Here is an 11658-nt window from a genome sequence, read left to right as displayed (position 1 = left end):
TTCAACCAGTCAGTCTGAGCCATGTTACGACTCTGGTCGCAATCAAAGATCAATCTGCGACACGTTTTGCCGGCTTCCTTTTTTGACTATAGTTAAAGCAAGGAGCAAGAAAGGAGGCATGATGATGAAAATCACAAGTAAAACCATCATTGGTTCAATCCTGATGTTTATCGGTTTATCCATCTTCTTTGGTGGTTCATTGGGCGGGCTGATCCCGATTTTGATTGGGGCGTGGCTCATTTATGTAGGTGTCAAAAAATATGATAAAGGCAGTAAAACAACAGGGGTCATTCTCTCTGTTATCGGTGTATTGTTCGTCGTGCAGTCGCTGCCATTTTTACTCGGAATCGCATTTGCTGGAGTACTTCTCTACTTTGGCTGGAAGATGATCAATGGTGAATCTGCAAAGGAATCATCAGGCAGATCATCCTATATGAAGCCAAACACGGCACCGAACATGGAAGAATCTATGCACACGACATTTGATCAAGAATGGGAAGACTTTTTAAAGAAAAAATAAAGGGAGGAATATGAAATGGTATTAAGAAGAGTACGTGATATGTTTGTTGCAACAGTCAATGAAGGTTTAGATAAATTGGAGAATCCGCGTGTCATGCTGAATCAATATGTTCGTGATATGGAAGACGATATTGCTAAAGCGAAGCATGCGATCATCAAACAGCAAACCATTCAGCAAGGTTTCTTGAGAAAAGCAGAAGAAACAGAAGAATTTGCTGATAAGCGAAAGAAACAGGCGGAGCTGGCGTTTGATGCAGGAGAAGAAGAACTTGCACGGAAAGCACTGACTGAAATGAAGTATTTTGAAGAAAAGCACAACGAATATCATGAAGCCTATCAGCAGTCTGTTAAACAGCTGAAAGAGCTGAAAGAACAGTTGCAGCATCTAGAAACAAAGCTGCGTGATGTTAAAGACAAGAAGCAAGCGCTGATTGCAAGAGCCAATGCCGCACAGGCAAAGCAGCATATGAATGAATCTATGAATAAGGTTGATAGTGAAAGTGCTTATAAAGAATTTCTACGCATGGAGAACCGTATAGAGGAAATGGAGACAAAGGCGGGCAGCTATGCACAATTTGCCGATCAGGGTGCTTATGCTCATCTTGATTACGCCGATGAGGTTGAAAAGGAATGGCAAAAGCTTAAACGATCAAAGCAGCCTGAGAAACAGACGGCAAACTAATGGAAATGTGTCAAATCGGAAGAAAAACAGGATTTTTCTTCCGTTATTTGATTTCTTTCTGTTTCGCTTTTCCTTATAATAAAAAGGTCAAAGGATAAAGGGATGATAATGATGAAACGGTTCATTGGTCTAATTTGTATAATTGTTGGTGTTTTTTTGATGATTGGGATGCTTTTCAAAAATGGAGATCTTTTTCATTTGAGCTTTTCTCGTGATAAAGCGGTCACAACAGCTTCAGCGAAAAAGGATGAGGTTGAACAATTAGATATCTCTCTTTCTGGATTTCGCATCAAGGTGAAGCCGGAAGATCGTTCGGATATTTCTGTGATGGTTGTGAATGGAAAAGGGAAAATGTATGCGGAACAAACAGGCGGAACATTCAAAGTCCGTGCTGAAAATAAAGGATTTTTGTTTTTCTCTGCATTTGAAAAAGGAGAGCTCTTAGTCAAAATTCCAACAGATTATCATAAAAATGTGAAAATAACAGGTGGAGTCGGTGTGAGCGAAGTAAATGGCGAAGGAAAGCTGTCACTTCAAGATGTGACGCTCAAATCAACGAGCGGAAACCTCACAGCTGAGAATTTCTCAGCAAATCGTGTGGAAATCAAAGCGACTTCTGGCAGACTTTCAGTGTCTCATATTGATGCGAAGGAAAGTGATATTGGTGCCACTTCTGGTCGTGCTGATATTCAAGATGTAAAAGGAAAGCTGCAATTAGGCATGACAAGCGGCAGGATGACAGCAAGCTTTGATACAATTGAGGCGCCAGTCGACTTTCACATGACATCAGGCAGTGCGAAATTTAACTTGCCAGATGAGGGAGATTTCAAAGTCCAAGTGAAAAAAACGAGTGGACGTATTGATCATTCGTATGATTTTGACCAAGCGGATAGTGAAGGCCGAGGTTTTACAGGCACGCATGGGAAAGGGACACACTTAGTCGATATTGAGATGACAAGCGGAAACTTAAAATTGCGGTAAACAAACGTAAAAAGGAAGGAGGCGAGTCAACTGCGTTTTTCTAGAAATCAAATTTTAGGCATCATTGTGGTGATTTTCGGTATTAATCTTTTTCTCAAAATTATTGGGATTGGGGCAGACCTATTTTGGCCAGTGTTTTTTGCTCTAGCTGGTTATTGGCTGCACTCACGATCCAAACGTTGGCTCGGTTCGGTATCCTATATTTTTGCCGGCTTTCTCTTCTTGAAGTTTCTGCTAAATATCACGTTTAGTTTGACTGGGTATTTATTTGCTGCCTTTTTGATCTATGCGGGTTATCGTTTATTGAAAAACAAACCTGTTTTTGATGTGGATAAAAAGGAAACCTCAGACGATGGGAAGTCTTCATTGAAAGTCAATCTTGAAAAAGAGGGCGATCAGAAGAAAACAAAAAGCCAGACAAAGCCGCGCAAAGAGCATGATTTCTTTATCGGTGAAGTCAGGCTGATGAAAAAGCCATTTCAATTAAGTGATTTGACCATTTCAGGTTTTATTGGCGACGTCAAAATTGACTTATCAAAGGCCATCATTGCAGAGGAAGAAAGCACCATCGTCATTAGCGGGCTCATCGGAGATGTCGATATTTACGTACCGCAGGATATTGAAGTGTGTGTGAGTGCTTCGGCTGCAATTGGTGATATGAAAATCATTGATGAAAAAAGAAGCGGGTTCGGCAGTAAAGTGTATGTCATGACAAATGATTATGATGAGAGCAAGCGAAAAGTGAAAATCTCCATTTCTCTATTGATTGGGGATGTGGATGTGAGGTACTTATGAGAAAACTGCATTTAGGCATCCAGTGGCAATCTGTTCGTCTGGCAGTCGGTATCTCGCTTGGTGTTGTCATCATGACGACACTCCCGATGTTTTTGTATTACCAGCTTGATCCCATGATTTTGCTGTCTACGCGGTGGTTCGGCATCCCGTTTTTTTGTATTTTACTCATTATTAGTCTTGCCATTGGTGTATCAGCAGGGCACGTGTTTGGCTATCAGCATAAGAAGCGGCTGGATCAGCTTGTGGAGTCGATTTTGAAATTTGAAAATGGAAATTTTGCGTATAGACTGCCTTCTTTAGGTGATGATGAAATTGGTTTGGCGGCAGATCAATTAAATGAAATGGCGAAACGAGTAGAAGGGCAAGTAGCCTCTTTACAAAAGCTCTCAAATGAGCGAGCTGAATGGCAGGTTCAAATGAAAAAATCGGTTGTCTCTGAAGAGCGTCAGCGTCTAGCACGTGAGCTGCATGATGCAGTCAGCCAGCAGCTATTCGCCATTTCGATGATGACGTCCGCGATTCTTGAAGGTATGAAGGAAAAGGATGAAAAGATTTTAAAGCAAATGCGTCTTGTGGAACGAATGGCTGGCGATGCACAAAATGAGATGCGTGCACTCCTTCTGCATTTAAGACCGATCACCCTTGAAGGAAAAGACTTGAAAAAAGGCTTGATTGAGCTGCTCAATGAATTTCAGGCAAAGCAGCCAATTGATATTGATTGGGAAATAGAAGATGATGCGCCGCTGTCTAAAGGGGTGGAGGACCATCTGTTCCGAATTGTGCAAGAAGCTCTTTCCAATGTGTTTAGGCATGCGAAGGCAACAAAGGTGACAGTGCGTCTGCTCATTCGAAATCGTCAAGTTCAGCTGAAAATTATCGACAACGGGATCGGTTTTCAAACAGATCATGTGAAGACTGCTTCCTACGGACTTGAATCGATACGAGAAAGAACAAGTGAAGTAGGCGGTGTCGCAGAGATTATGTCATTTGAGGGAAAAGGCACACAAATTGATGTGAAGGTTCCCATTTTTGATGAAGGAAAAGGAGAGAACGTTCGATGATTCGAGTGCTTTTAATTGACGATCACGAAATGGTGAGAATGGGTCTTGCTGCTTTTTTAGAGGCACAGGCGGATATTGAAGTCATCGGTGAAGCGTCAGATGGACAAAAAGGTGTAGAACTAGCGATTGAATTAAAGCCAGACGTGATTTTAATGGATCTTGTCATGGAAGGAATGGATGGCATCGAAGCAACGAAAAGAATTTGTCAGGAAATGGAGGATGCCCGGATTATTGTACTGACAAGCTTCATTGATGATGATAAAGTCTATCCAGTGATTGAGGCTGGTGCCTTAAGTTATCTTTTAAAAACATCAAAGGCAGGAGAAATTGCTGATGCCATTCGGTCTGCGAGTATCGGCGAACCAAGGCTTGAATCAAAAGTAGCTGGAAAGGTCATGAACAAACTCCGCCATTCATCAAATGGGTCCATTCTGCACGATTCGTTAACCGCAAGAGAAATGGAAATATTAAAGCTGATTGCAGATGGGAAGTCGAATAAGGTCATTGCTGAGGAATTGTTTATTACCATCAAAACAGTCAAGACGCACATTACCAACATTCTTTCCAAGCTTGATGTAGAAGACCGCACACAAGCAGCCGTGTATGCACACCGCCATAAGCTGATTCAATAAAAAAACAGCTTTCAAATGAAAGCTGCTAGAACATGCGCAAAGTTAGTCCTTCTGTCCTGTGATCGGACGTTCGGATAGTTGATGGAGCTCAGGAACTGGAAAAGCCTCCTGCTCCTCGGCCGATTTGTCTTCTAGGGTTTTCTTCATCTCGGAAAGCAGTTTGACGCTTTCCTTTGCCACTGCCGCTTTTTTCTCTTGCAAATCAATGATCTGTGAAAGTCCAACAAATAAACCGCCTCCAATCAGAAGGAGCGCAGGGGTTTGTCCATAATAAATCACGATCAAAAATGTGCTTGAAAAGCTGTCGGCTTCAATGAAGAAATCTTCTTTTGATTGCATGAATACCACGACTAACAGAAGTATTCCTAGAATCAAAAATAGAATGCCGGCCGAAAGTAAAGCTCGTTTCATGATTGACACCCTTTTTTTCTTACTATTTTAACATACTCTATAAGGATTGTGTTGCGCCCTTAGTCCCGAAGTCACGGATTTTCACATTTACCTTGTAACGAATATCCGATTCACTAAAGATGTCATCCCAATGTTTCGCTTCTTTTCGAAAGTCCTTCGGATATGCAATGCTTGCTTTTTGAGAAAACCCGCAAATATCTGCTTTGATCTCGTGCTGTAATTCCTCAATGAAATCTTTTGTATCTTTCTCTAATCGACGCTCCACTGCACGCTCAATTTCTTGAAGATACTTTTCATTAAATGCGTTCTCCCGCTCATTCCAATCCTCAGACAATCTTCCATCAAGCTTCACTGACACATTAAATTGATATCTTCCGCTGGCTGTTTTATTCGTTTCAATGTTGTGTTTTAGTTTAAATATCTCAAAAGAATAGATGCTGTGAGCATATTTAAAATCAACGACTCCGCCTTTTCCGTCCCCAGTTAATAGATTGTATGACTGCACGGCTAACGGAGAGATGTTGGTGAGAAATCGTTTGTTTTTAATAATAGAGGCACCGTCGAGCATTAATTTCCCTTGATCTACACTGACTTTCGGAACAGCAAAAGATACATTGTTTTGCATAGCAGAAGAAATATCTCCTAATGAAACGGGCTTTAACATACGAATGGTCGTTTTTGTATTCGAAGAAATATCGTATAAGGTGGAAGCCGCAGGCTGCCCGTCGTCATTGATTTTCAGCATATCTCCAGGCTTCTCAGAAGCCATAAAGACAAGGCTTCCTCTTCGTGTTTCATTGTCTCGAATGAATTGATTGATGACCAAATCGAAATTATTTTCATTGATAAGGTCTTGAGAAAACAAATAAACCCTCAGCTGCTGAGCAAAAATGCGGTGTGTTTTTAGGGCCGTCGTACGAAAAATTTGGTGTATGGAATCACCGCTTGTTTCAATAATCTTCGTCGGATCTTTCACGCTTGATTCTTGCTCAATTTTTTGCGGAACGAGCACCTGCATAGACAGCTTCAATTTATGTCCGTTATCTCCTTTATCTACAGCAAATCCAATTGCCATGTTGAGCTCCTCGATATTTGTACTATCCCAGCACCCGCATAATAGAATCAGTGAGAAGAGCGCAAGAACCGCTTTCTTTTTCATGCTGTTTTCCGCCTCCTTTTGAAAAATACGATGATAAATAAAAGAAACGGGAGTATACCAAATAGAAGAAAGAACAAGTTGTTTACGTAGGTTAAATAGTCTCGGACCGTATCAACATCTTTTGGGAAAAGAGCGGCAAAGAAGATCACAATGCCCATCAAGGCAAGTGCGATTTTTTTTGGGAATTTAGTCAATTTGATGACCCCCACTGCCGCAAAAAACGTATATCCTACAAAGCTCGTATAAAGCTGGACAAGCCAAACAATCAGCAAAAAGGATTCAATCCGTTCAATAAAAATCCCCTGAATATCAAATGATTGAAATAAGGCAATGGTCGGCCACGTCAGAGTCGCCGTTTCTTTCACCGTGAGCGCACCAACCACAAGAATATAGGTGAAAATATAGATGATCGCAGGAATCAAAAAGCCGATGGAGCCATATGCAAAAGTGTGTTTTTGCGTATTCATATAGGCAGGCATGAAAAGCATCATTTCAATGCCGACAAACGAAATGGCCGAAGCATTCAAGGAATTGAAAACAGGGGAAAAGCCCTCTCCTAAAACTGGCCGTAGGTTATCGAGCTTAAACTCTTGTACACTAAGTCCGTAGGCTACAAATAAGATGATGAGTGTGACAATCAGAAAAAAAGGGCACAGCCGGGCAAAATCACCAATCCCCCCAATCACAAGGTAAAAACCAACCAAAATAAAGCTGATCATCGTCACGGCTACAGGTGTGTTTTGAAGTAGAAAGAATTTTACCATCTCAGACATGGCTCGTACTTCATAGCTGGCAACGCCGAGAAAGTAAATAATAATCAACAGGTTGGCAAGTGAGCCAATCCATTTCCCAAGTCCTTCTTTTGTATAGTCATAGTAGGAAGAAAAGGAGACCTTTTTCATCATGAGCACATTGACAAAAATGAACACAATGTATATCACACTCATGAGTAAGAGTGCAATCCAGCCGTCAGGTGTAGGCGCAGTTTGAGCCATTGATCTTGGCAGAATCATCATACTTGCGCCTAGCGTGGTATTGGCGATAATGGCACTTGCCTGATAGCTTGTGATCGACTCTTTATGATTGACCATGTCGTTCCCCTTTCTTTTGATTTTTCAAAGGCAATCTGATGATGGAATTGTCCTCATTTTTATAACTGAACACAAAATCTGGTGAAAAATATGGAGTGCCAAAGCTTTTTTGTCTTGTCAAATGAGTGAGTAAGACGAGCATAAACAGGACAAGTCCATATAAACCGAATGCAGCTGCAGTAAACATGGATACAAAGCGAAGGACACGAAATGATATCCCCATTCCATATTGAGGAAAGGTAAAGGATGCAAGTGCAATGACGCTGACAATAATGACCATAATGGAGCTGACGATATGGGCTTGTACGGCTGCCTGCCCAATGACAACACCGCCCACAAGTCCGATTGTTTGTCCAAGTGGATTAGGAAGCCTTAACCCAGCCTCTCGCAGCAGCTCAATGGTCATTTCCATGATGAGTGCTTCCACAATAGGAGGAAAGGGGACATTCTCTCGTGTGCTTGAGATGGAAATAGCTAAAGTTGTGGGCAAAAGACCTTGATGGAAGGACACAAGGGCAATATAAATGGCTGATAAAAACAATGTGAGAAAGATGGACGTAAAACGTAGCAAACGAATAAGAGAGGCAGCGATCCACCTTTCATAATAATCATCAGGTGACTGCATAATCGTTGCTAGGGAAGCAGGCACAATTAAGATAAAAGGCGAATGATCGACAAATATGGCGACACGTCCATTGTTTAAAGCAGATGCCACTTTATCAGGCCGTTCTGTGTTTTGAATTTGCGGAAAAGGAGAATACACATTGTCTTCAATGAGCTCCTCAAGAACGCCAGAGTCTTGAATATCATCAATCGTGACTTGTTTGAGACGCTTTTTTACCTCTTTTAAAACAGGGGGCTCAACGATACCGTCAATGTACATGATGGATACCTGGGTGTATTTCTTTTCGCCGATTTTCATATCTACTGTTTTGAGATCAGGGTTTTTCAAACGTTGTCTGACGAGAGCCAAGTTCGTGTTTAAATCTTCAATGAAGCCAATTTTTGGCCCCCTTGCGACGGTTTCAGATGTAGCATCTCCTAAACTGCGTTTCTTCGTTCCGTGTGTTTCTAAAATATAAGCATGCTGAAATCCGTTAATCAGTACGACACAATGTCCTTGGAAAATAGCATCTACTAGCTCTTCAGAGGTTTTTACCGTACGGGTAGTCATCATCGATAAATTGGATTCTAGCTTCTCTTTTGTTAGAGAGGCATGATCTTGCAATAGTAGCTTTAAGAAGGTTTGAATCTGCATCGCTTCGTTCATTTCTTTAATATATAAATAATAAACAACCTGACCATGAGGTAATGTTTTTTTATCATGGATCAAATCATCCATGTCCTTTAACTGAGGGAGAATGACAGAGAGATTATCGTATAAGTGCTCTTTCAATGGAGTTTGATTCAAATGGATCACCCGCCTCAATTTCTTTTTCTTAGCATTACCTGCTTGAAAAAACAATATTCTGTGTTACATTATTTTGTGGTATATGAAAGAATCACGGTGTTGGAGGAAAGAAGATGGCGCAAATTCGTTTAGCAGGAACAAAAGAGGAGATCGACCGTATTCTACAGTCGTTTGACAAGCATTATGAGGTGACTTATACGTCAAAAGATTACGGAAAAACCAATCCGAAATACAAATATTCCAAAGATGTTCGTGTTTATATTGAACTAAAATTAAAATAAAGATAAAATTTTAATTGAAAACGCTTAAAGGATTTTCGTTTTTTGTATAGAATAGAGATGAGTGATGAAGCTATGGAGGGATACATAATGACAGAATTTAGAATCGAAAAAGATACAATGGGCGAAATCAAGGTGCCACAGGACAAGTTCTGGGGTGCACAAACACAACGAAGCAAAGAAAATTTCAAAATCGGTTCTGAGAAAATGCCAAAGGAAGTTGTGAATGCGTTTGCAATTTTGAAACGTAGCACAGCGATTGCCAACGAACGTCTTGGCAACTTAGAAAGTGAAAAAGCAGAAGCGATTGCTGCTGTATGTGATGACATCATCAGTGGAAAATATGACGAGCATTTCCCGCTTGTTGTATGGCAAACAGGAAGTGGAACACAAAGTAACATGAACATGAACGAAGTCGTTGCAAATAGAGCAACTGCTTACTTGAAAGATAAAAATAGTGAATTCAGCATTCACCCGAATGATGATGTCAACCGCAGCCAAAGTTCAAATGATACATTCCCAACGGCTATGCATGTGGCAGCTGTATTAGCTGTGTACAAAAAGCTATTGCCTGCGATTGATCAGTTAAGAGCGACTCTTGATGAGAAAGCAAAAGCATACCAAGAGATCGTGAAAATTGGCCGTACGCATTTGCAAGATGCAACACCACTTACAGTGGGCCAAGAGATTAGCGGCTGGGTGTACATGCTTGATCGTTCAAAAGAAATGATTTTAGAATCTACTGAAAAAATGAGAGAACTTGCAATTGGCGGAACAGCTGTTGGTACAGGAATCAACGCACATCCTGAGTTTGGCAAATACGTGGCAGAAGAAATCAGCCAGTTAACAGGTCAAACTTTCAATTCTTCACCAAACAAATTCCATGCGCTGACAAGCCATGATGAAATCACATATGCACACGGTGCACTTAAAGCACTTGCAGCGGACTTAATGAAAATTGCCAATGATGTGAGATGGCTTGCAAGTGGTCCTCGCTGCGGAATTGGTGAATTGATCATTCCTGAAAATGAGCCAGGCAGCTCCATTATGCCAGGAAAAGTCAACCCAACTCAAAGTGAAGCTTTAACAATGGTTGCCGCACAAATCATGGGGAATGATGCAACGATCGGTTTTGCTGCCAGCCAAGGAAACTTTGAGCTGAATGTATTTAAGCCGGTCATCATCTATAACTTCTTGCAGTCAGTTGAATTGCTTGCTGACGGTATGAACTCATTCCATGACAAGTGTGCCATTGGAATTGAACCAAACCTAGAAACGATCGAGAAAAACCTAAACAATTCATTGATGCTTGTGACGGCACTCAACCCGCACATCGGATATGAAAATGCAGCGAAAATTGCAAAGCTTGCGCACAAAGAAGGATTAACGCTAAAAGAAGCTGCACTTCAATTAGAACTATTAACAGAAGAGCAGTTTGAAGAGTTTGTGAAACCAGAAGAAATGGTGACACCAAAAGCAAAATAAGACACCAGAGGCCTCTGTGCCTCTGGTTTTTTTAATGGAAACTCCCTTGAAATCACAGAAAAGAAGTTTGATTGTTTGTTTTTGTCACAATAATAAACCCAGGGCTCGCCCTAGGTTTTATAAATGATCTTCTTTTAGAATGCGTAATAAGGAGCTGGAGACTGGCTGAAGCGGTGTGTATAATTTCAATTGGTAAAGCATGCCTTTGACGATGACTTGTCTTGGTTTTTGTTTGTTTAACTCGTTTTCTAAAATGCCAAGCGCTTCAAATAAATCTGGCTCGTCTTTCACTTCATAATGATCTTCTGCCAGCTCTCTTAATTCTTTTAATAGAGAGTCTGTGAGCGGGTCAAATGACCGTTCATAAATAGGACCGAACCAGTCGCTTGCTTGGTCCACAGAAATGAGCGGAGGGTCATTGCGCTTCGTCATACCGCCCATTAGATCATCGATACGGTGAATCATTGTTGCGGCAAGCTCCTCTGCTTCGAGCTGAAAATCATATAAAATGGCCAGCTCAAAGTAAACGTGACTCATGCCCTCGATCGTTAAACATAGATCAGCCATATAAGGAATGGCTGCATCTCCATACACTTGCTTCATGTTATCAATGTGCAGCTGAATCGTCGCAAGTCGAATTTGCTTTGCGAGCTGCTGCGTTTCTTCATTCAATGGGAGCGCCCTGTCGCTTAGCTGCATTTTAATAAAATCTTTTTGCTGCAAAATATTATCGTAATAGACAGTGAGCTGTTTCCGGTAGGCTTCTTTTGGTGTTCCGCCTTCTGTTTGAACCTCATGAATCCGGGTAAATACCTTATCGTAATAGTAATGCAAGATCGAAATAAGCAGTGCTTCCTTCGATTTGAAATAAAGGTAAAACGCACCCTTTGACATGTGGCATTCATCCGCAATTTCCTGAACAGACGTTGTATTATAGCCTTTGCTGGCAAATAACTTCATACCAGCCTCAATGATCATTTTTTCTTTCTTTTTCAATATGAATGTCATCCTTTCTTACCGAGCGACAAATGTCTTAGGAAACGTGCGCAAAGAGATGTGACTTATCGGTCATAAACGACAAAAGTTTTCAAAAATTAATCAGATTGTAACTTGTTTTTTACAGTGTAATTCTTTATATTATAAAGTAAGGTGA

13 protein-coding genes are annotated in these 11658 nt (G+C 41.0%); 8 read left to right on the top strand and 5 right to left on the bottom strand.

Annotation, left to right across the window (positions count from 1 at the left end; translation table 11 throughout):
• Positions 1 to 124: 124 nt before the first annotated feature.
• The 6 genes from NST57_RS16480 to NST57_RS16455 all read left to right on the top strand — a co-directional run bounded on the left by NST57_RS16480 (position 125) and on the right by NST57_RS16455 (position 4670).
• Positions 125 to 520 (top strand): hypothetical protein, encoded by a 396-nt coding sequence (locus NST57_RS16480; RefSeq protein WP_341298892.1) that lies wholly within the window; start codon positions 125 to 127, stop codon positions 518 to 520.
• Between the two features lie 15 nt (positions 521 to 535).
• Complete coding sequence (gene liaH, locus NST57_RS16475) at positions 536 to 1201, top strand: stress responsive protein LiaH (protein WP_341298891.1); 666 nt, start codon at positions 536 to 538, stop codon at positions 1199 to 1201.
• Positions 1202 to 1303: 102 nt separating this feature from the next.
• On the top strand, positions 1304 to 2182 hold the full coding sequence (gene liaG / locus NST57_RS16470; protein ID WP_445818797.1) for a LiaG family protein: 879 nt from the start codon (positions 1304 to 1306) through the stop codon (positions 2180 to 2182).
• Between the two features lie 30 nt (positions 2183 to 2212).
• On the top strand, positions 2213 to 2977 hold the full coding sequence (gene liaF, locus NST57_RS16465) for a cell wall-active antibiotics response protein LiaF (protein ID WP_341299233.1): 765 nt from the start codon (positions 2213 to 2215) through the stop codon (positions 2975 to 2977).
• Complete coding sequence (gene liaS, locus NST57_RS16460) at positions 2974 to 4038, top strand: two-component system sensor histidine kinase LiaS (protein WP_142155957.1); 1065 nt, start codon at positions 2974 to 2976, stop codon at positions 4036 to 4038. The genes liaF and liaS overlap by 4 nt, the downstream gene beginning before the upstream one ends.
• Positions 4035 to 4670 (top strand): response regulator, encoded by a 636-nt coding sequence (locus NST57_RS16455; protein WP_142155956.1) that lies wholly within the window; start codon positions 4035 to 4037, stop codon positions 4668 to 4670. The genes liaS and NST57_RS16455 overlap by 4 nt, the downstream gene beginning before the upstream one ends.
• A gap of 42 nt (positions 4671 to 4712) precedes the next feature.
• On the opposite strand, the gene NST57_RS16450 is transcribed toward NST57_RS16455, so the two are convergent.
• Genes NST57_RS16450 through NST57_RS16435 form a run of 4 tightly spaced genes read right to left on the bottom strand, consistent with a single transcriptional unit; the run spans position 4713 to position 8742 of the window.
• Positions 4713 to 5081: a hypothetical protein gene (locus NST57_RS16450; RefSeq protein ID WP_007500307.1), complete on the bottom strand. Its 369-nt coding sequence runs from the start codon at positions 5079 to 5081 to the stop codon at positions 4713 to 4715.
• A gap of 37 nt (positions 5082 to 5118) precedes the next feature.
• On the bottom strand, positions 5119 to 6240 hold the full coding sequence (locus tag NST57_RS16445) for a Ger(x)C family spore germination protein (protein WP_142155955.1): 1122 nt from the start codon (positions 6238 to 6240) through the stop codon (positions 5119 to 5121).
• Entirely contained in the window at positions 6237 to 7331 is a 1095-nt protein-coding gene (locus NST57_RS16440; protein WP_142155954.1) for an endospore germination permease, read from the bottom strand. Before NST57_RS16440 ends, NST57_RS16445 begins: the two co-directional genes overlap by 4 nt.
• The gene (locus NST57_RS16435) at positions 7318 to 8742 is read right to left on the bottom strand and encodes a spore germination protein (protein ID WP_142155953.1); all 1425 of its coding nucleotides are present in this window, start codon (positions 8740 to 8742) and stop codon (positions 7318 to 7320) included. Before NST57_RS16435 ends, NST57_RS16440 begins: the two co-directional genes overlap by 14 nt.
• A gap of 113 nt (positions 8743 to 8855) precedes the next feature.
• Here NST57_RS16435 and NST57_RS16430 point away from each other — a divergent pair, with 113 nt between their 5' ends.
• Together NST57_RS16430 and fumC are read left to right on the top strand one after the other, a co-directional pair.
• Entirely contained in the window at positions 8856 to 9023 is a 168-nt protein-coding gene (locus NST57_RS16430) for a YvzF family protein (RefSeq protein ID WP_003213147.1), read from the top strand.
• A gap of 87 nt (positions 9024 to 9110) precedes the next feature.
• Positions 9111 to 10505, top strand: a complete 1395-nt coding sequence (gene fumC / locus NST57_RS16425) for a class II fumarate hydratase (protein WP_142155952.1) — start codon at positions 9111 to 9113, stop codon at positions 10503 to 10505.
• 117 nt (positions 10506 to 10622) lie between these two features.
• On the opposite strand, the gene NST57_RS16420 is transcribed toward fumC, so the two are convergent.
• Entirely contained in the window at positions 10623 to 11501 is an 879-nt protein-coding gene (locus NST57_RS16420; protein ID WP_142155951.1) for a TetR family transcriptional regulator, read from the bottom strand.
• Positions 11502 to 11658 lie beyond the last annotated feature (157 nt).

The organism is Bacillus sp. FSL M8-0077, assembly GCF_038050255.1.
GTDB lineage: Bacteria > Bacillota > Bacilli > Bacillales > Bacillaceae > Bacillus > Bacillus altitudinis.
Note: the sequence above shows the minus strand (reverse complement) of the source record. Positions and strands in the feature narration are given on the sequence as shown.